The following is a 19,788-nucleotide window of genomic DNA, read 5'->3' as shown; positions in this document are numbered from 1 at the left end:
ATCGCGCCACCAAGGACGATCCCGCCGTCGACCCAGGCCGGTTCCTCGAAACGGCGAAACGCGCCGCCGATTATTTCATCGCGCATCTGCCGAACGACACGCTGGACCCCTACAATCACGTCCCCGGCGACTTCGTGCCGCCCAGCGATTTCGACGCGGCCCTCGGCGAGCCCGTGGGCCCCTGGAACGACGCGAACGGCGACGGCGTCCTCGGCGACAGGCGGCCGGGCACGCACACGTTCACGGCGCGGGACTCGTCCGCCGCCGCGGTCGCAGCCGCGGGCCTGCTCGAGCTCGGCGCGCTCGTCGACGAGCCCGCGCTGCGGGCACGGTATCTCGGCGCCGCCGAGGACATCCTGTTTTCCCTGCTCACCTTCCGCGATCCCGACGGGAAGCTCGCGTATCTGGCGGTGGAGTCTCCGCACCGAGGCATTCTGGCGCGTGGATCCACGTCCTACGGATTGCCCCAGCAATCGCTCTCCTTTGGGGATCTCTACTTCCTCCAGGCGCTGCGCCGCTGCCTTGCGCTGGAGACACGGGCGGGCGAGGCGCGTCGATGCGGCAAGACCGGCGATCCTGGCCCGTGAGCGCGCGCCATTCGGCGAACGACAGGACCCGATCGTTCTCCATGTCGTCGCTCGCGCCGATCGCGAAGCGGCCGCTCACCAGGTTGAAGTCGCTCCGGAAGCCCGCGCTCGTGTCGAGGCTCCGTGGATCGATGCGGAGGCTGCCTTTTTCGGGGTTCGGATGGAGCAGCGTGTTGTGCAGGATCACGTTGCCCGTGCTGCCGGTCGCGCGGCTCGGCGGCCGAGACCATTCCGCGAGCGCGGGACGGTTCGCGCTGGGGCAGGTCGAGGAGCCGGGCACAGCGCAGCTCGTGATCTGGAGGGCGTACCGCGCGTCGTGCGCCATGAGAATGAGATTGTCGAGGACACGGTTGCGGCGTGAGCCCTCCGCCCCGTCGACCTGGAAGAGCGCCACGCCCGCGCCATGGTTGCCGAGGAGGACGTTGCGCTGGATCCGCGCGTCCTGCACCCCGTCCAGGTTGATCGCGGCGGCCCCGCCCGCGCCATTGTCGACGATCAGGTTGTCTTCGAGGACGGCCCCCGAGATGATCCCGTCGACCACGCCGGCGCGCGCGCGGTAGTCCGCGCTGTCGAAGTTGTTGTCGCCGTTGAGCTGGATGCCGGCGCGCCGGTTGCCCCAGACCAGGTTGCGCCGCACGATCGGCCGATCGGCGCTGTTCGACGCATAGATGCCGTGCTCGGCGCGGGAGCGGGAGCACTCGTTGTCCTCGACGACGAGGTCGTCGGTGAACGACGCGAAAATGCCCCAGCGGCCATTGTCGTCGGCGCGGTTCTGCCGGAGCGTGATGTGATCCGAGACCTGCACATGGATGCCGGCGCCGCCGCGGTGGAGGAGGGCGCCCTCCGTGTCGTGCTCGGCGGCGGGCATTCCGACGATCTCGAATCCCTCGATGACCACGTGGGACGAGCCCCCGACATAGATTCCGTGCGGCCATTTCGGCCAGGCAAAACGCCCGAGGGCGGTGTTGAGCGGGGCGCGCGCGGGCCGCGGGCCGGGCCGGACCACGCGCGCCCCGGGAGCGGCGTGGAAAACGAGGGGACGTTCGGGCGTCCCGGCCTTGTTTTCCAGATCGAACCCGTCGTACTCCCCCGGACCGACGAGCACCGTGTCACCCGGCTGCGCCATGTCGGCGGCGTGCTGGAGCGTGCGCCATGGCCGCATTTCCGACCCAGGAGCCGCATCATCCCCCTCGGGCGCGACGTGGTAGGTGGCGGCCCTCGGCGCGCTCGACGCGAGGGAGGTGACGAGAGCCGCCGCCATCGCGATCGTCGCACGTTCTCTCATGATGAGGAGCGTATAAAGCCCGCTCCCGGGCGCCGCGAGGGGGGATCGCTCCGCGGGCGAGGGCTCCCGCTCAGGGAGTTCCGGTATAGAGATAGGTCCAGACGGGCAGGAACACGTAGCCCCCGTTCGCGTCCTTCGGCGACGGGCCCCCGGCCTGCGTGGAGACGTGGCCGTCGCTCGTGTCCGCGGACGAGAGGAGGCGATGGCTGTCTCCATAAGGCGGCATGGCGCCGTCGACGGACGTCGGCATGCCGGGCAGGCCGAGATCCTCGAACGATTTCAGGTGCCCCGCGTGCTGCGAATCGGCCGTGTGGGTGAGGGCGTAGAACCGATCGAGGGGCGTGAGCGAAGGCGCCTTCAGCCAGGCCTGATTGCTGTCGAGGGGCCCGGAGAGGCTGACCACGCGGCGGACGAGCCGGTGTTTTCCGATGACCGCCGACGTGCTCGCGCCGTGCGAGATGCCCGAGATGACGATCTTGTCCCAGCGGGGCTTGTCGCCGTCGACGAAGTAGGTCCAGTCGCCCGCCGGGTTTTGCGCGGCGAGATGGGCGAGCCCCTTGACGATGCGCGTCTCCAGGCTGTTCGGCGGGGGGATGTCGACGAACGCGTGGTGATCGGTGCCGTCGAAGGCTTCGAGGCGGCATCCCTCGATGTCGTCGCCGCAGTTGCCCACGCCGTAATCGCTGAGGTAGCAGGGGCCGAGCACGTGGAAGCCGAGGCCGGCGAGCACCTCGCCATGGGCATTCGATCCACACGTGGAAGGCGCGCCCGCGCCGTGCAGATACACGACGAGCTCTCCGCGCGGCGCGACCCGCGTGTCGAGGAACGCGACCTGCGTGCCGAGGGCCTGCGTCGCCGCCGGATCCGCCTGGTCGGCCTTGAAGGAGACCTGGTAGAGCTGCGGGTCCGTCGTATCGACGTCAGGCCCGGGATCCCCGCCGCCCGCGCCGCCCATTCCACCGGCGCCGCCCATTCCACCGGCGCCGCCCATTCCACCGGCGCCGCCCATTCCACCGGCGCCGCCCGCTCCCGCTCCGCCGCCGCCGCCGCCGGAGCACCCGGCGACGGCGACCGCGGCGACGAGCAACCACGTGCTCGTGAACACACGCGCTTCGATTCGCATGGTTCGATCCTCTCAACGACCCCGGCGGCGGCGGGCAAAGAGAAGCGCGGCGAGGCCCAGGCCCACGGCCCCGAGGCCCGGCCGATCGGCGCCGGACACGCTGCAACCGGTCTCGAGCACGCGGCGCTCGACGGTGTAATCGAGCATGAGCTTGAAGAGCTGCCCTTGGCCCTGGAGGTTGAGCTCCTCGTGGTGGACGCCGGGCTCCTTGCCCTCGACGTCGAGGAAACCCGTCTCGCCGGGGAGGAGCAGGGCATCGTCGCTGCCGAACGCAAAATCCGTGGTCACGATGTCGTAGGTGCAATCGTTCACGACGGTGACCGTGCCGTGACAAACGCAGCCGTTCTCGGGCTCGACCCGGTCGACACGCGCGCAGGCGGGCGCGCCCTCGAGGACGGCCTCGATCTTGATGACGGCGTTGCACCCGTCTTCTGCCGCCTGCGGGCATCCGGCATGCGCGGCGCGCGGGGCGAGGGCGAGGGCAACGGCGAAGGGAATGGCAAAAGCAAGCAATTTCATGGAAGACCTCCGTGCGGGCGACCGTAGCACGGAACACCCGCGCCGCGCCTCACCCTCGTGATCCGCATCGCAGGAGGCCGGTCATCGCGGGCCGGGGCGCCCTGGCCCCAGATGACACGGATCTGGCACGAGCGAACCTGCCGAGGCTTGGCGCGTCGTGTCACGATCCGCATGTCCCCGCACGAGGTGAGCGATGTCCGTTTCCCCGACGATCGAGGTTCGAAACCTCCGGTTCGAGACCGACGAGCGGATCCCGCGTTATTGGCACGGAGGGCGGCGGGCCGTCACCCTCTTCTTCGACAACCTCTCCATCTTCTTCCCGGCGGGCGAGCGATTCTTCATCGCGGCCGTGAAGGCCCATCGGGACAGGGTGCAAGACCCGAAGCTGCTCGCGGAGGTGAGAGCCTTCGTCACGCAGGAGGGCATTCACGGCCGCGAGCACGACCGGTACAACGAGATGCTGCGCAAGGAGGGGTATCCGATCGACGCGATGGAGAAGCGGGTCGAGCGTATCCTCCGCCGCGCGACGAAGTTTTTGCCCCCGCGCTGGCGCCTCGCCGTGACGTGCAACCTGGAGCATTTCACCGCGCTGATGGGGCATTTCATCCTGGGGGATCCGCGGCTGCTCGAAGGAGCGCACCCGGAGATGGCCGCGCTCTGGCGCTGGCACGCCGCCGAGGAGAACGAGCACAAGGCCGTCGCGTTCGACGTCTACCTCGCGTCAGGCGGTCATGCCTTCGAGCGATGCGCGCTGATGCTCCCGACGACCCTGATCTTCTGGGGGAAGGTGCTCGAGCACCAGGCGCGGCTCATGCACGAAAACGGGATTCTCTTCTCGGCGCGGGAATGGATCTCGCTCGTCGACTTCCTCTTCTTCCGCCCGGGTGGCATGTTCAAGCTCTTCCTGCACTACCTCGATTATTACCGGCCCGGCTTCCATCCCTGGGACATGGACAACAGGGACGAGCTCGAACAGTGGAAGGCCTCGTATCGAGCCGCGGCGTCGCCGTAAAAGGTCAGGGTTTGCGGAGCATGCCGGGGGTTCGGCCGGTCCAGCGCCGAAAGGCGCGCGCGAAGTTCGCGGCGTCGGAGTAGCCGAGCCGCTCGGCGATTTGCTCGCGCGAGAGGCTCTCGTCCCGGAGGAGGAGCATGGCGCGCTCCTGCCGGAGCTCGTCGAGGATGTCGGAATAGGAGGTGTCCGCATCCGCGAGGCGCCGCTTCAGCGTGCGCGGCGAGACGCCGAGGTGCTGCGCGATCTCTTCGAGCGAGCGATAACCTTCCGGCAGCGGCAAGAGCTCGCGGACCTTGGCCGCCGTCCGATCGTCCTGGCCGAGGGCCTGCATTTCCCGCTCGCATTGCTCGCGCGCGAGCTGCATCGCCACGGGATCGGCCATGTCGAGGGGCAAATCGAGGACCGAGGAGGCGAAGATGATGCGGTTCGAGGGCTGCCCAAAACGAACCTTGCCCGGCGCGAGGTGCGCGAACCGCTCGAAATGGGGCGGCGCCTCGAACGCGAGATCCGCGTCCCCCACGAGCTCCTTTTTCGTGATGTCCCGGGCGATCCGGGCAATGCCCATCATGAGCGCGCCGAGGATGAACTCCCGCGCCTCGCCGAGGGGGGCGCGCTCCTCGAAGACGAGGGACGCCGTCTCCCCCTCGACGTGCAGGTGAAACGCGAGCGCCGTCGTCCGCGTCGGCACGAAACGAATGGCAAGCTCGATCGCCTGGCGGATCGTCCCGGCCGTCATGGCGGCGAAGCCGAGATACCCGTGTGACGAGAGGCGCATCTGGAGGCCCATGAAAAACGCGAGCCCCGGCTCCCCGGTGAGCTTCATCGCCCGCTTGACGAGCGTGCCCGTGGTCTCCAGGGAAATCCGAGCCGCCGGGTTCGTCAGGGATTCACGCGTGAGCCCGAGCCCGGAGAGCAGCGCGTCGGGCGCGACGCCCCACCGCGCCGCGAGATCGACCAGGTGCAGCGCATAAGCCGCCGGTAGATCTCCCGTTGCGTGTCCCGCGCCCATGAACCCAAGAGAATCGAATACGGCGGCGCTGTCAAGAGGCGCGCGGGTTCACCGGTCCTGAAACCCATTTCTGCGGTACGTGAGGACCAACGTATCACGATGTCCGTACGGCAGCGCCCCCGATTCTCCGCCGAGGAGCGGCTGGATCGGCGTGGACTCGTGGATCACGCGTTCGTCGTCGAGCAAGAGGAACGACCAGGGCTCGGTGAGCGTGAAGCGGATCCCCTGCGGGCCACGCGCGTCGAAGACGCGGGTCTCGCCGCCGCGAATCCCCTGGCGCGCGATCAGGAACAACACGACGAAGTCGACGCCGTCGCGATGCGCCCCCTCCGGCGTGGGCCGCCCGATTCCCTCGCTCGTGTCGATGCGAAACTGGTGTGCCTCGACGTACCAGGGCGCCGGGCGAGCGATGTCGGAGCAGACCCGCCCGAGCCCCGTGAGCAAGGTCGACCAGAACGGCTGCTCGATCAAGGGTCGCCGCATCGGCTCGAACCAGCGCTCCATGCCGCCGTGGAGCGCATTGTATTGCAGGGGCTGAAAGTGCGCGCGGTGCGGGACGATCTGGCAGGAGGTTTCGTCGACGAGAAACGAGGCATGCCGGCGCCGCCGGTAGCGCCCGCCGTCCTTGAGGTACGGGTCGAGCGGCATGTCGTCCCATTCCGCGGCGAGCGCGGGGAAGTCAACGCGCGACGCGCCGGCGAGGCCGTGAAGAAAGGACGAGCTCGCGACGGCGAACCCCTGCCGGCGCACCACTTCCACGATGTCGGAAGGCGCGGTGATCGGCGGTTCGAACTCGGCAGGCGGCATGGGCGCAACCCTAGCACGGCCCGGGTGACGCGCTCCCCTCCCGCGCAGCGCGCGTCACGGCAGGCCAGCGATGCCGCCACGGGGCGGCCTCTTCGAGCTGATAGGCGAGGCCGAGCAGGGTCGCCTCCTGGCCGAGCTTCGCTGCGAAATGGCTGCCGAGCGGCAAACCCGATTCCGAGGAGCCGAGCGGCACGGACATGGCCGGCACACCCGCGATGCTGTAGATGGGCGTGTACCCCGCGAGCACCTCCGTGCGGCGCAGGAGGAGCTCGCGATCGAGCCCCGGCGCGAGCGTGCCGAGGTCGTACGGCGCCACGGGGAGGGTCGGGCACAAGAGGACGTCGTAGCTCGCCATGTAGGCGAGCATTCGCGCGGACGCGTGGGCAAACGCGGCCTCCGCGCGCGCCCGGGCGCCCTCGGGCAAACTACGAACATGGTGGATCAGCGCGAGGGTGAAGGGCTCGAGATCGTCCTCGCCGAGGGGTCGACCGAGCATGCCCTCCATGGTGCGGGCGAGGTCGTGGATTCCGCTGCCGGCCAGCGTGAAAAACGCGTCGGAGAGCGGCGCGCCCTCGACGGGCGGCGGCGGCGCTTCCACCACCTCGTGCCCGAGGTCGGCGCAGAGCCGCATCGTCTGCGAAAGCGAACGCATCACGTCGGGATCGGGCGCCCGGCCGAGGAGCGTCGTCGTGTACACGCCGATACGCAAGCTTCGATCGAGCGGGCGATCCACGTATCCAACCGCGGGTTTTGCGCTCGAATCCTCCGTCAGCGACAACAAGAGCGCGCTGTCGCGCACGCTCCGGCTCACGCAATGCTCGATGAGGAGCTCGAAGGCATCGACGTATCCCGTCGACACACACCGCCGGCGCCCCGGCTTGAAGCCGAAGAGGCCACACGCGGACGCGGGGATGCGGATCGATCCTCCGCCGTCGCTCGCGTGCGCCATCGGAACCATCCCGCTCGCGACTGCGGCCGCGGCGCCGCCGGACGAGCCCGTCGCCGATTTCGCGAGATCCCACGGATTGCGGGTGATCCCGGCGAGAAGCGTCTCTGTGCTGCCGAGAAGACCAAACTCGCTCGTCGTGGTTTTTCCGAGCGTGACGAGCCCCGCGGCGTCGAACCGCTCGGTATAAGGTGATCCGGCCGGCGCGACGTGCTCGCGGAAGAGCCGCGAGCCCATCGTGAGCTTGTGCCCGGGATACGCGAGCAGGTCCTTGACGAGGAACGGCACGCCGCCGAGCGGCCCGGTCGGCCGCGATCGGGCCTTCTGCCGGGCCGCGTCGAAGTCCACGCTCGCAATCGCATGGACCACGGGTTCGAGCTTTTCGATACGCGCGATGGCCGCGTCCACGAGATCGAGCGCGCTCACCTCGCCGGATTGCACGAGGGCCGCCTGCCCGACCGCGTCGAGCTCCCATAGATCTTGGCTCATGATTGCACCCATTTGGCAAAGCCGGACAGGCCGGCAAGCTGATAACTCCAGAACCCTTGAAAGGCCCTGCGGATCTGCGCCTCGTCGTCGTGGGATTCGAGGATCGACACGATCGTGCGGACCGTGTTGCGGAAGATGCTCTGGAGCACGAAACGCGCGATGGGGCTCACGCGCCTCTGCGGCGCGTCTTTGCGGAGCTTGGCGAGCGAGGGGCGCATGAGCTCCCGCACGAACGCCTCGGCGAACCCCTCGTGCCGTGATCCCTGGGCCCGATCGAGGAGCGTGATGACCTTGAAGCGATGCTCGATCCAGAAACGGAGCAGCTCCTCGCCGCGCTCCTCCGCGCCCGCGTCGAGCTCCGTGGGCGCGGGCGCGCGCACGAGCGCTTGCACGCGCCTGCGCGTGAGCCGGAGGAATTGCGCCACGAATTCGTCCGGGAGCACCGCGTAGAACAGCGCGTCCTTGTGCTCGAAATACCGATAGATGTTGCCCGTCGAGACCCCGGCGCGTGTGGCGATGGCCGCCATCGTCGCGCCCTGGTACCCGGCCTGAGCAAACACCTCCTCGGCCGCGCGAAACACCCGCTCGCGCACCTGTTCGTTGAGCTGTCTTGCCACGTCGTCTCTCTAAAGTGAACCGTACGTTCACTTTAGAGAGACGTCAAGGATGGGCAGGCGAAAAGTGAACGAGGCGTTCACTTTTGCGGAGCACGGTTCGGAAGTGACTACTCGTCTTCCTCTTCCTCTTCGTCGTCTTCCTCTTCCTCTTCGTCGTCTTCCTCTTCTTCGTCCTCGTCGCCCTCGTCCTCTTCTTCCTCTTCGTCCTCGTCGCCTTCCTCGTCCTCGTCCTCGTCCTCTTCTTCCTCTTCTTCGTCCTCGTCGCCCTCGTCCTCCGCGGGCTCGATCTGCCAGTGCTCGACGACGGAATCGACGAAGGCCTGCTCCTCCTCGGAGACGTCGTCGTCCGAGCCGACGATTTCCTGGAGCTCGGACGCAATCGAGGCGAGCACTTCCTGCGAGAACACCTCGCCGAGGATCTCGACGGTCTCCTCGACGAGCCGCTCGTCGTCGAGGCGGCGCAGCGCATTGCGGAGCACTTTCTCCGCGCTTTGCCGCGAGCCGAGCTGCTCCAGCACGGGCAGGATGTGCTCGGCCGTGGCCTCGATCTCGCTATCCGCGAGGTCCCCGTCCGCGCCCGCCGCGCGCAAGAACAGGAGCGAGAGCCGCACGTCGAGCGGGACGTCGCCCATTCGATCGAGGAGGCTCGTGTATTCTTCCTCGTCGAGCTGGGCAAGGACGCCGGCCACGTCCTCCAGCACGGACTCGTCATCGTCGGACCAGGTCTCCTCGTCGGGCGGGAGCACGTCGATGCGCTTGATGATCCACGAATCGCCGAAGTTGTAGTCCTCGTTCATGAGGTACCGATAAGGGATGTAACAATACCCCTTGTCGCCCCACTCCGGCCCCCAGGAGTTGCGGACGATGAAGACCTGGTCCGGATCCGAGTAACCGACGCAAAGCATCGCGTGGCCGCCATGGCTCTCGCGCCCGGTCTCGCGCGGGGTCGGGACCGGCACGAGGCCCGCCTTCTTGTGCTTGTCGAACGAGGAGAAGAGCTTGACCCCGAAGATGATCGGGTGGCCCTCCGCGAGCGCCGTTTTCCAGGCCTCGAGGTCCGTCGGGACGAGCTCGGTGTCCTCGATGAGGAACTGCTTGGCCTCCTCGTACGCTTCCTCCGAGGGCTCATCGTTCACGACCTCGGGGTCGAAGGCCCAGGTCTCCTCCGAGCACGCGCCGTACTCCTTGAGGCCCGCGATGACGGATTGCAGGTAGCTGCCCTCGTCCTCGATGTTCTCCGGCTCGTCGACGTAACGGCCATTGTAATAGATGAAGAGGCGGCTGACGTCGTAGGCGTCTTCGCCGAGGTGGCGCTTGACGAGGTACTCGTAGGCGCCCGCCGTCGCGTTGGCGGCGCAGCTATTCGTGTCACTCTGGTCCTCGATCGGTGACATGAAAGGCCGCAGGTCGACCTTGGGGGGGAGCCGCGAGACATTGCCACGGCCGGCGACGTAACGCTTCGCAGCGGCCTTGGGCGGCGCATACCGATATCCGACGACGGCCCGTGACGAGCCGTCGGCTTGCGTGAAATTGAACGAATTCATGGCGGCTGTCCCTCGAAGGCGCGGCAGGGAGCACCACGCCCATTGGGACTCATACAACGACCGCCGAGGAGGGGGATACGAAAAAATGCTCTCGGGCCGGGAGCAAGCTCAGAGGTCGACCCCACAATCGAAGCGCTGGAGGTGGATGCGCGAGGTCGGCTCCACCTCCGAGACGACCGAATACGCGATGAGCACGGCGTCCGCCGTGGGGGAGCCGAGGACGGCGATCGGCTGGGACACGCTCTGCTTTTCTTCGATCGTCGCCTTGGGGTTGCCCGTGCTCCACGTGGAGAGGCGCCGCACCTCGATACGCGTGAAGGTCTGCGCGCCGGTCGACCACGCGACGACGAGATCGTTGTTCAGGCGGCCGACGCCGAGCGTCGCCGGATTGAGATCACTCGACCCCGCCAAGAAGAACGGCTCTCCCACGAAGGTCCCTGCCGCGTCGAGCCGCTGCGCCTGAAGCGTGGCCGTCGTTTCGATCCATCCCGCGCGCCCCCAGGCCACCCACGCGCCGTCGCTGCGGCCTGCCATGCCGAGCCCCTGGATCTCCGACGGACCGTCGGGGGTCGACGCGGCGAGCTCGGTGACGACCGCGCTGCCATCGGTGACGCGGGCGATAACGACTTGCTTTGCGTTCGACTGCGAGCCCGTGCAACCGGAAGCGCTCGCCGGATCGTCATTGCTCGCGAAGCCGACGAGCGTCCCTTTCTCCGTGGGGACGGCGTCCATCAGCACCTCGTCTTTCGTGCAACCGACGGGCGTGAATCCATCCACGCTGGGTAGCTTGCCACTGTAGCGACCGAATCCGACGAGGAGCTCGATCGTGTTCCCGGCGTGAGGGCGCCCGTATCCGAGGACGTGCCCCCCGGGGTGCATTCGCAGGAGCGCCGCGTGGATCGCATCCGGCGGAAGGTTTGCGGATTTGGGAATCATGCCCAGGGTGGGCAGGACCGTATACGGCATCGGACCGGCGCTCGTGCCGCGGAGCACCGCGACCTCCATGGCCACGCCCTCCGATACCACGAAGGGCCCTTGCACGTCGGCCAGCACGTGATTCGACCCCTCGACCGGCGGCCACGTGCTCCACGGGTCCAGAAGAAAACGGAGGTGAATGTCGTTCAAAGCGCCCGCAGGTCCGTTCACCGGCGCGCCCCTGAAGGCGAGCACCGCGGTCTTCGGGTCGAGGCCCGATCGCACGAACTTCGGGGAAAGCGCAGACACGTCCGGCGGCGTCTCGAGGACCACCGGCTCTCCCACGGGGATGAAGAAATCACATACCGGTCCGTCCCCTCCCCCGCTCCCCCCTGCCCCGCCTCCGCCACTCCCGCCTCCGCCGGCCCCGCCGGCCCCGGCATCCACATCCTTGACCGTCCCGCCGCAGCCCATCGCTGCGGCAAGCGTGACGCCCCCCATCCACGAAACAACACAAGTTCGCATACGCATGTCGCCGACATTATCACGATCGCCCCGTCCTCCTGTCGAGGTCCCGTGTCCAATCCACGCGGCTTGCGGCGTAAGGGGTCGTGTTCTCGATTTCGAGGTCCTCGCCCCTGTGCACGAGTCCCCCGCGTCCTCCCTTCGATCCCGGCTTTTGCGCACGGTCACGCTCGCGTGGCGCGCGAGCCCCTTCGCCCTCGTGGCCATGGTGCTCGCCGCCCTCCTCGCCGGCGCCGCGCCAACCGGCATGGCCTGGTACGCCCGGCGTGTCCTCGACGGCGTCGCCCGCGGCGAAAGGCAGGTCGTGCTCGTCGGTATCGTCGCGGAGGCCGTGCTCCTCTTCCTCACGTACGTCGCCGGGGGCCTGAACCAGTTCGCGACCGCGCGCCTGCGCCTCACGCTCGGCTTCCTTCTTCAGCGGGCGATCCTCGAAAAGGCGATCGCCGTTCCTTATGCCTGCTTCGAGGACGCCGGCTTTTACGACGCGCTCACGCGGGCGCGGCGCGAGGCCGTCGGTCGTCCGGTGGCGCTGCTCGCCGGTTTTTTCGCGATGGTCCAAGCCTTCGCGGTCCTCGCTGGCTCCGCGGCGCTCCTCTTTCGATTCTCGCCGCTCTGCACGCTCGCGATCCTCCTCGCCGCGCTGCCGAGCTTTTTCACGGAGACCCGCTTCGCGACCGCGATCTTCCGCCTCCAGAATCGACGGGCCACCGAGGCGCGGGAGCAAGCCTATCTGGAGCAGGTCCTCACCCGCGACGATCATGCAAAGGAGGTGCGCCTCTTCGGCACGGGACCGACGTTCCTCGAACGCGCGCGGCGGGTCTTTTCGCTCGTATTCGAGGAGGACCAGGCGCTCGCGCGAAGGCGGCTCCTCGTGGGTCTCGGCGCGGACCTTGTCGCGCTGGCTCTCTTTTATGCGGTCTACGTCTCCGTGGCGTTTCGAGCCCTCGCGGGCGCGCTCACCGTCGGGGATCTCGGCCTCGCGCTCGTCACGTTCAAGCAGGGGGACGGCGCGCTGAAGCAGGCGCTCGGGGGCTTGCGAGGGCTCTACATGGACCAGCAGTACCTCGGAAACCTGTATGGGTTTCTCGATCGGCCGGTCCCCGCGAAGAGGCCGCTCCTTCCCGCTTCCCGCGTGCGGGAAGAAAAAGAACAAGGGCTCCGCTTCGAGAACGTCGGCTTCACGTACCCGGGCGCGAAGCGCCCTGCGCTCCTCGGCGTCGACTTTTTCCTCGCCCCGGGAAAAAAGCTCGCGCTCGTCGGCGAGAATGGCTCCGGCAAGTCGACGATCTTGAAGCTCGTCGCCGGCCTTTACGAGCCCACCGAGGGGCGTATTTTCCTCGATGGGCGGGATCTCTCCGCCTGGGATCCCGAGGCCCTCCGCGCGCGGCTCGCCGTGGTGTTCCAGGACTTCGTCCGGTACCAGCTCCCGGTCCGAGACAACGTGGCCCCGCGCGCCGCCGAGGATGCGGTGCCGGACGAGCTGATCACGCGCGCGCTCGCGCGCAGCGAGGCAGGCCCGATCGTCCGAAAGCTCGCGCAGGGCCTCGATCAGCGGCTCGGCAAATGGTTCCCCGGCGGCGTCGAGCTCTCCGGCGGCGAATGGCAAAAGCTCGCCCTCGCGCGGGCCTTCCTCCGCGAACAAGCCGACCTGCTCCTCTTCGACGAGCCGACCGCGGCCATCGATCCCGCGGCGGAGGCGGCGCTCTTCGCGCGGGTCCGGTCCGAGACGGAGGGGCGTATGGCGATCCTCGTGTCCCATCGATTCTCCACGGTGCGGCTCGCCGACGAGATCCTCGTGATGGAGGGCGGGCGCGTCGCCGAGCGTGGCGACCACGACGCGCTCCTCGGCGCGGAGGGGCGTTATGCGGCCCTCTTCCGTCTCCAGGCGGCTGGTTATCGTTGACGAAAAAAGAAACGTAGACCTGTCCAATCCGAACAGGCAGGCGCGTAAGGCTCAGTGTCGAGAGATTCGACGGTAACCGGAACCAAGGAGAACCCCCATGTCCCTGCCGAACGACGAAGAAAACATGACCCCGCTCTTTGCCTACCTGCTCGTCGACGACGAGCAGACGCAGTCGACCGAGATGAACACGAGCGGCGGGACCAATCCTGCCCCGACGTACCATTGCCTCGACAGCGAGTGCACCAAGAAGTACCCGTCCGACGCGGACGATTGCTACACGTACAAGCCGTACTGCGATTACATCTGACCGCCGGTCGATCCCGAGGAACCATGAACCGTCACGAGCATCGCAGCGCGACGACCTCGCGCGTACGGATCGGGTGACCCGCATGGCCTCGCGGATCGTCCTCCTGCTCTCCCACGCGAGAGAGCCCTTCGTCACCGAGCGCGTCGCGGAGGAACTCCGCCTCCGCGGCGCGCGCCCCTATCGCCTCGATACCGATCGCCTCTTCGAGGACGATACGTTCGGCGCCTCGCTCGCCGCGGAGGACCCCGGCACGGTATGGGTCCGGGGCGAGCGCGTGCGGCCGGAGGCCATCTGGCTCTGGCGCGCGTGGCCGCGCATCGAGGCGAAAGGAATGGCGGCGGCGGAGAAGGAAACCGTGAACCGGGAGGCGCACGCCCTCTTTTTCGGGGCGCTCGCGCTCCTCGAAGGCCTTTGGGTCGACGGGCCCGAGCGCGTCCACGCCGCGGAGAACAAGCTGCTCCAGCTCCGGCTCGCGCGGGAATGCGGGCTCCGCATCCCCGACACGCGGTTCACCTCGGATCCGGACGCGGTGCGCGCGCTCTTCGAGGCGCACGAGGGGCGTGTCGTGTGCAAATTGCACGCGCCGCTCGACTACGGAATGCAAGGGGGACGCGCGTTCCCGACCCGTCGTTTGCGCACCAAGGACCTCGCGCAGCTCGACTCCGTACGACGCGGGCCGATGATCTTCCAGGAGGAGATCCCGAAGGCCCTGGAGCTGCGCGTCGCCTGGGCGGGCGGCGCGGCCTGGACCGGCGCCCTCGACGGAAAAGACGCCGGCGCTGATTGGCGCTTTTCCCAGGCAGGATCCTGGAAGCCGCACGTGCTCGACGCAGCGACGAAAGCAAACCTGAAAAACCTCATGAGGCGCCTCGGGCTCCGGCAGGGCTGCCTCGATTTGATCGTGACGCCGGGCGGCGAGACGGTGTTCCTCGAAGTGAACCCCACCGGCGAGTGGGGAATGCTCGAAGCCGAGCTTGGGCTCCCGATCGCCGCGTCGATCGCAGAAACCCTCCTCCGGGAAGGCGACGAACCATGAACGTCCTCATTCTCACGCACCAGAACGACGCCCCTCCCTTCATCGAGCGCGTGGCCGAAGAAATTCGCGGCCGCGGCGCCGAGCCCGTCGTCTTCCACATGAACGATTTCCCGGTGAGGGCGACGATCACGTTCCGCCAGGAGCCGGACGGCGAGTCGTTCCTGTTTAACGGTCACGCGATCGGCGAAGGCGACGCGATCTGGGGGCGCCGTTATCACAAGGCCGTCGGTTTTCCGGAGAAGATGCACCCGGGCCACCAGCGGATGGCGCTCGCGGAGTCGGAGCGGTTCCTCCAGGGCGTGCTCGCCGCCTGCCCCGCATTCAAGATGGACGTCTACGCGCGGGTCCGGGGGAGCGACCACAAGCCGCTGCACCAGCGTATCTTTCGGGAGGCCGGCATTCGAACGCCCCGCACGCTCGGCACGAACGATCCGGCCAAGGCGCGCGCGTTCCTTTCGAGTTGCCCGAAGGGCGCCATCGTGAAGATGCTGAGCGCGGAGCCATTCGTGAAGGACGACGGCAAGCTCCAGGTGGTGATGACGAGCGAGGTGCGCCCCGAGACGACCGACCGCCTCGAACAGCTCCGCCTTTGCCCGATGTATTTTCAGGAGCGCGTCGAGAAAGCATACGAGGTGCGCGCGACCGTGTTCGGCACGAAGGTCTTCGCCGCGCGCATCGACTCGCAGCGATTCGAGGGGGCCGACGTGGACTGGCGAAACAAGGGGCTCGCGATGATCGATCAGTGGCGCCACCACGACCTGCCGAAGCACGTCGAGGACGCGCTCGGCCGGTACCAGGAGGCCGTGGGAATGCAATACGGCGCGGCCGATTTCATCGTGACGCCGGAGGGCGAGCACGTGCTCCTCGAAGTGAACCCCGCCGGCGAGTTCTTCTGGCTCGAAGCGAACGCGCCGCATCACCCGATGGTCGCGGCCCTCGTCGACGTGCTCGTGGGCGTGCCGGGGGCGCGCCGCGAGGTTCGTTGAGGATCAGGGCCAGAGCTCGAGCGTCACGGATTCGTGGGAAAACCCCACGACCTCGACGCCGAGGCTCTCGAGCTGGAGGAGCAAGCCGAACGGCGATTCGAGATCGGCAAATGCACGGCCGACCGCGGCCGGATCCAGGTAGAAACGCGCGCCCACGGACCTCGGCTGCGGCTCCACGCGACTCCCTTGCGCGACGAGCTTGCGCCACGCGAGCTCGCCGACGGCCGCGACGCATGCGCGGGTCCACGCTCCCCACCAGGTTCGTGGAATCGGGACGTCTGCGAGCCCGCCGGGGGCCTGCCGCATCAGCTCGACCGCGAGGAGGAGGGCCGCTCGCTCCGGCGGCCGCTCCCGATGGATCCCGGTCCTCCAGACGGGGCGGCGGATCGATTCGCGGCGATCGCAGGAGAGGGCCCTCGTGCTTCGACCGAGCGCGTCCAGGGCGCGCGTGGCCGCGAGCGCGAGGCGTTCGGCTTGCGCGACGAGCGGGGCGAACCGCGAGAACGCGACGGCGTCCTGCGTCGTGATCGGGTGGTGCACGGCGCGCGCGGGCGGAACGCCGGGGCTGCGGCAAAGCGCGATGGTGACGGCACAAGCGCGCATGCGTCGCCGGATCGAGCCGGGCGCGCCGCCGTGGCCCACGCCGCGCAAATGAAAGAGCCGCAGCGGGTCGTCCTCGTATCCCTCGCGGGCGCGATGCATTCGGAGCCGATCCCAGGCCTCGAACGGATCCCGCGTCGACGAGGCGATGCGGTCCGCGAGGTCCCGTCGCTCGGGCGTGTCGAGCTCGAGGCGCGCCACGGCGCGAGGCCATACGCCGGTTCGAACGGCTTCCGCGAGCGCCTCCACGTTCATTCGAATCCGTAACGTACCATGCGCCCGGCCTTCTTGAGCGCCGGAATCGCCATGAAGACCCGGTAGCTGAGGCGCGCCACCCTCGACATCCTGGCGAGCTGCGCCGGATCGTGGCTCGACATCTCCGTCAGGAACACGAGCTTCGGGACCTGAACTTCGAGCTCGTGGGGATCGTCGAGGCCCCAGTGCACGGACGCGCCGGTCGCCTTGATCGAATGGTGGCGCCGGAGGAGCCGCACGCCGAGGCGGCTGTAACAGTCGAACGCACATTCGCCCGCCGGGAAATGCGCCGTGAGGCGACCAAAGAGGCGGGGCACCTCGTCCTCGCGAAGATACGGGAGGACCCCCTCGGCGACGATCATCGCCGGGCGATCCGCCGGCACTTCGTCGAGCCATTGCGGGGCCGTGAGCGACGAGCCGAGGAGGGTATACCCCGCGCGCTCCGGATAGAGGCGACGGCGCAGCGCGATGACCTCCGGATAGTCGACGTCGAACCAGCGGACGCTCGCGGGCGGATCGACCCGGAACACGCGGCTGTCGAGCCCGCAGCCGAGATGCAGCACGGTGGCGTCGGGGTGGCGTGCGAGGAAGTCGCGCGTCCAGCCATCCAGAAGGTGCGCGCGTATCGCCAGGGAGATCATGTCGTCCCGGCGGACCTTCAGCTTCGAGAAATCGTAGTCGACCCGCCGGATCGCGTCGGCGGCAAAGCGATCACGCAAGAGGGAGTCGGGCAGGCGGCTCTCCTCCGCTTTGCCGTACACCGTGATGAGGAGGGTCTCTTTCTCCTCGCTCAAGGTCACCTTTTCGTCGATCGTCATGATCGTCCCCTATCACGGCGGGTCCGGTGTTCGATAGGTTCATGTGCTCGGGAGCACGGGACCGTCGTTCCGCTTGGGCGCGTCGGGCGACGAGGCCCATTTCAGCAATGCATCCAGCGCAGGGCATAACGCCTTGCCCCATACGGTGAGGCTGTATTCGACCTTGGGCGGCACCTCGGGGTAAACGGTGCGCGCGACGACGCCGTCCGCCTCGAGGTCGCGGAGCTGCTGGATGAGCATCTTCTGCGAGACCTCCGGAATCGCTCGCTCGAGCTCGGAGAAGCGCATCACGGGCTGCACGAAGAGATGGAAGATGATGACCATTTTCCAGCGGCCTTCGAGGATCTTCAGCGCCTCGGTCGTGTCGTGCGCGGCCTGATGTGCGGGGGACTTACTTTCGGGTGAGTACCTTACTTTTTTGTCCGTTCTTGTCACGCGGACAGCTTAGCCCAATCTTGCGCCCATCGCGACGCGGACGGGACGCCGTCGCGCCCACGCGCTCCAGAAAGGAAGCTCCATGCCTGCAGAAATCGCCGATCTTTCGGAAAAACGCGCCCTGGTGACCGGAGGAACGAAGGGAATCGGCCGCGCGACGGTCGAGCGGCTCGTGCGCGGTGGCGCGAGGGTCGTCACGACGGCGCGGTCGGACGCCGACGGGCTGCCCGACGGCGTGACGCTCGTCCAGGCCGACGTCGGCACGGCCCGAGGCGCCGCCGCCGTGGCCGCGGCGACCCTCGAACAGCTCGGCGGCATCGATATCGTGGTGCACAACGTCGGCGGATCGACGTCCCAGGGCGGAGGTGTGCTCGCGCTCGACGACGACGAGTGGCAACACACGCTCGACGTGGACTTGCTCTCGGCCGTTCGCCTCGACCGCGCCTTGCTCCCCGCCATGCTCGCGCAAGGCTCGGGCGCGATCGTGCACGTCACGTCGATCCAGCGGCGCATGCCGCTCCACGACGCGACGCTCGCGTATGCCGCGGCCAAGGCCGCGCTCGCGACGTACAGCAAAGGCGTGTCGAACGAAGTCGGGCCACGCGGGATCCGCGTGAACACGGTCGCGCCGGGGTTCACGGAGACGACGGCGGCGACGGCGTTGATCGCGCGTCTGGCCGAGCACGCCGGCATCGGGATGGATGCCGCGCGGCAAAAGCTGATGGATTCGCTCGGCGGGATCCCCCTCGGTCGGCCCGCCCGGCCCGAGGAGGTCGCCGAGCTCATCGCGTTCCTCGTCTCCGATCGCGCCTCCGCGATCACCGGGAGCGAGTACGTGATCGACGGCGGGACGATTCCCACCGTGTAACGACGCGAGCTGGCGTGTGGCCCGGACCGACCGTTCGATCGACGGGACCCATTGACGTGACGGCCGGCCCGTGAGACCAGAGGGGCGCCGGCGCTCGGGGTCGGCGGAGGTCCGGGGTGAGACAACAACATTACCGTTTTGCGCATCAGGTCTTGATGAGCGCCGTGCTGCGTGACCCGTCCGCGTGGTGGGCGGCCGCGGCGACCCAGGGACACGCAATGCTGCAGCAGGCGTGGGCCGCCGCGGGCGAGGGCCTCGGGCCCGAGAATCACGCGGACGGCTCGGCGCTCACGCTCGCGCCGGTGTACCCCGCGCCCGGCGTCGAGGCGCTCCTCATCACCCTGCCGCCTCCGCAGGCGCCCACGGAGTGCCATTACATCGCCCTCGTGCGCGTGGCCGGCCAGCCGCCCCGTTATTTCGTGGCGGAGCGGGGCATCGAGGGCGAGGGCGGCGCGCAGCGGGCGTACTGGGCCGAGTGGGGGCACGCGCCGGGCGGAGGGATCATGCGCATTCGTGGCGCCGATCTCCCCGCGATCAGCCCCGAGGCGTTCGTCGCCGCGGCCGCCGCGGCGTGCAGCGCGGCGCCCCCCGGTCCCCAAGCCCCCCCGTGGCAAGGCGTCCGGCCGAACACGCCCGCGAAGGTCAACCGGGTCGGGCTTTTCCTCGGCGCCGGCTGTTTTTCCCTGGTCCTCTTCGGGCTCGGCGTCGGCGGGTGTCTGCTGTACCAGGAAGAGGGTCGCGGGCTGCACGTCCCCGATACCGAGGTCGCGAGCGTCGCCGTGGAGCCGGACAAGCCCTTCAAGATCCAGTTTGTATGGGACGGCACGGGGTACGCGTTCAACAACGTCTGGCTCGTGGTCGACGAGGGGACCACGAGCGGCGCGAGCTTCAAGGTCAAAGGCAACGTCTCCTGCTCCCGCGGGAGCCGGGCGGAGTCGATTGACGTCAGCCTGACGGGCTACGGAGCGCACGACGTCGAGAGGAAGGGCGGCAATGGGTTTTCCGGTTGGTTCTACCTGATGGACGAATACGAGCGTTCGTCGGGCCGGCCCATCGAATGCTCGGGCGTGATCGCGCCCTCCGCGGGCGCGTGGACGAAAGCACGCATCGTCGTCACCCAACGGCAGCGGCCCAGCGATTGGTTTGCCCAGTAGGCTGCTGCCCGGCACCTTGCGCCCCTCCCCGGCCCGCCGCAGGTACAT

The 19,788-nt window shown here is 68.3% G+C and carries 19 protein-coding genes; 7 read left to right on the top strand and 12 right to left on the bottom strand.

The features are described 5' to 3' along the window. Positions 1 to 369: 369 nt before the first annotated feature. The 3 genes from POL67_RS16910 to POL67_RS16900 form a co-directional block, all read right to left on the bottom strand. Positions 370 to 1,872, bottom strand: a complete 1,503-nt coding sequence (locus tag POL67_RS16910) for a right-handed parallel beta-helix repeat-containing protein (protein ID WP_271918397.1) — start codon at positions 1,870 to 1,872, stop codon at positions 370 to 372. A gap of 70 nt (positions 1,873 to 1,942) precedes the next feature. Next, positions 1,943 to 2,995 carry a BPSS1187 family protein gene (locus POL67_RS16905; RefSeq protein ID WP_271918396.1) on the bottom strand — a complete coding sequence of 351 codons (1,053 nt, stop codon included), beginning with the start codon at positions 2,993 to 2,995 and terminating at the stop codon, positions 1,943 to 1,945. Positions 2,996 to 3,007: 12 nt separating this feature from the next. Then, complete coding sequence (locus tag POL67_RS16900; RefSeq protein WP_271918395.1) at positions 3,008 to 3,514, bottom strand: MXAN_0125 family MYXO-CTERM protein; 507 nt, start codon at positions 3,512 to 3,514, stop codon at positions 3,008 to 3,010. Positions 3,515 to 3,707: 193 nt separating this feature from the next. Between POL67_RS16900 and POL67_RS16895 the strand changes: the two genes are divergently transcribed. Next, entirely contained in the window at positions 3,708 to 4,526 is an 819-nt protein-coding gene (locus POL67_RS16895) for a metal-dependent hydrolase (protein WP_271918394.1), read from the top strand. A 4-nt stretch (positions 4,527 to 4,530) separates the two neighbouring features. Here the strand turns inward: POL67_RS16895 and POL67_RS16890 are convergent, their stop codons facing one another. The 6 genes from POL67_RS16890 to POL67_RS16865 form a co-directional block, all read right to left on the bottom strand. Beyond that, positions 4,531 to 5,535: an AraC family transcriptional regulator gene (locus POL67_RS16890; protein WP_271918393.1), complete on the bottom strand. Its 1,005-nt coding sequence runs from the start codon at positions 5,533 to 5,535 to the stop codon at positions 4,531 to 4,533. Positions 5,536 to 5,583: 48 nt separating this feature from the next. Next, positions 5,584 to 6,342 (bottom strand): 2OG-Fe dioxygenase family protein, encoded by a 759-nt coding sequence (locus POL67_RS16885; protein ID WP_271918392.1) that lies wholly within the window; start codon positions 6,340 to 6,342, stop codon positions 5,584 to 5,586. 10 nt (positions 6,343 to 6,352) lie between these two features. Then, positions 6,353 to 7,777, bottom strand: coding sequence for an amidase (locus POL67_RS16880; RefSeq protein WP_271918391.1), 1,425 nt, complete (start codon positions 7,775 to 7,777; stop codon positions 6,353 to 6,355). Next, the gene (locus tag POL67_RS16875; RefSeq protein WP_271918390.1) at positions 7,774 to 8,394 is read right to left on the bottom strand and encodes a TetR/AcrR family transcriptional regulator; all 621 of its coding nucleotides are present in this window, start codon (positions 8,392 to 8,394) and stop codon (positions 7,774 to 7,776) included. Before POL67_RS16875 ends, POL67_RS16880 begins: the two co-directional genes overlap by 4 nt. Before the next feature lie 107 nt (positions 8,395 to 8,501). Continuing rightward, positions 8,502 to 9,938, bottom strand: a complete 1,437-nt coding sequence (locus POL67_RS16870; protein ID WP_271918389.1) for a C1 family peptidase — start codon at positions 9,936 to 9,938, stop codon at positions 8,502 to 8,504. Positions 9,939 to 10,046: 108 nt separating this feature from the next. Further along, entirely contained in the window at positions 10,047 to 11,384 is a 1,338-nt protein-coding gene (locus POL67_RS16865; RefSeq protein WP_271918388.1) for a hypothetical protein, read from the bottom strand. A 109-nt stretch (positions 11,385 to 11,493) separates the two neighbouring features. Here POL67_RS16865 and POL67_RS53630 point away from each other — a divergent pair, with 109 nt between their 5' ends. The 4 genes from POL67_RS53630 to POL67_RS16845 all read left to right on the top strand — a co-directional run bounded on the left by POL67_RS53630 (position 11,494) and on the right by POL67_RS16845 (position 15,610). Next, the gene (locus POL67_RS53630) at positions 11,494 to 13,281 is read left to right on the top strand and encodes an ABC transporter ATP-binding protein (RefSeq protein ID WP_271918387.1); all 1,788 of its coding nucleotides are present in this window, start codon (positions 11,494 to 11,496) and stop codon (positions 13,279 to 13,281) included. A gap of 97 nt (positions 13,282 to 13,378) precedes the next feature. Continuing rightward, the gene (locus POL67_RS16855) at positions 13,379 to 13,588 is read left to right on the top strand and encodes a microviridin/marinostatin family tricyclic proteinase inhibitor (RefSeq protein WP_271918386.1); all 210 of its coding nucleotides are present in this window, start codon (positions 13,379 to 13,381) and stop codon (positions 13,586 to 13,588) included. Positions 13,589 to 13,670: 82 nt separating this feature from the next. Beyond that, on the top strand, positions 13,671 to 14,624 hold the full coding sequence (locus POL67_RS16850) for an MvdC/MvdD family ATP grasp protein (protein ID WP_271918385.1): 954 nt from the start codon (positions 13,671 to 13,673) through the stop codon (positions 14,622 to 14,624). After that, positions 14,621 to 15,610: an MvdC/MvdD family ATP grasp protein gene (locus POL67_RS16845; protein WP_271918384.1), complete on the top strand. Its 990-nt coding sequence runs from the start codon at positions 14,621 to 14,623 to the stop codon at positions 15,608 to 15,610. Before POL67_RS16850 ends, POL67_RS16845 begins: the two co-directional genes overlap by 4 nt. 3 nt (positions 15,611 to 15,613) lie before the next feature. Here POL67_RS16845 and POL67_RS16840 read toward each other — a convergent pair whose 3' ends face one another. The 3 genes from POL67_RS16840 to POL67_RS16830 are packed head-to-tail and all read right to left on the bottom strand — an operon-like array spanning position 15,614 to position 17,718. Then, positions 15,614 to 16,411: a hypothetical protein gene (locus tag POL67_RS16840; RefSeq protein ID WP_271918383.1), complete on the bottom strand. Its 798-nt coding sequence runs from the start codon at positions 16,409 to 16,411 to the stop codon at positions 15,614 to 15,616. 50 nt (positions 16,412 to 16,461) lie between these two features. Then, the gene (locus tag POL67_RS16835; protein ID WP_271918382.1) at positions 16,462 to 17,283 is read right to left on the bottom strand and encodes a class I SAM-dependent methyltransferase; all 822 of its coding nucleotides are present in this window, start codon (positions 17,281 to 17,283) and stop codon (positions 16,462 to 16,464) included. A gap of 39 nt (positions 17,284 to 17,322) precedes the next feature. Then, positions 17,323 to 17,718, bottom strand: coding sequence for a winged helix-turn-helix transcriptional regulator (locus tag POL67_RS16830; protein ID WP_308789535.1), 396 nt, complete (start codon positions 17,716 to 17,718; stop codon positions 17,323 to 17,325). 82 nt (positions 17,719 to 17,800) lie between these two features. Between POL67_RS16830 and POL67_RS16825 the strand changes: the two genes are divergently transcribed. Both POL67_RS16825 and POL67_RS16820 read left to right on the top strand, forming a co-directional pair. After that, positions 17,801 to 18,586 carry an SDR family oxidoreductase gene (locus tag POL67_RS16825; RefSeq protein ID WP_271918381.1) on the top strand — a complete coding sequence of 262 codons (786 nt, stop codon included), beginning with the start codon at positions 17,801 to 17,803 and terminating at the stop codon, positions 18,584 to 18,586. Positions 18,587 to 18,741: 155 nt separating this feature from the next. Next, a complete protein-coding gene (locus POL67_RS16820) occupies positions 18,742 to 19,740 on the top strand; it encodes a hypothetical protein (RefSeq protein WP_271918380.1) in 999 nt (332 codons plus the stop codon). Positions 19,741 to 19,788: the final 48 nt, after the last annotated feature.

This window comes from Polyangium mundeleinium (assembly GCF_028369105.1).
In the GTDB taxonomy this organism is placed as follows: domain Bacteria; phylum Myxococcota_A; class Polyangia; order Polyangiales; family Polyangiaceae; genus Polyangium; species Polyangium mundeleinium.
Note: the sequence above shows the minus strand (reverse complement) of the source record. Positions and strands in the feature narration are given on the sequence as shown.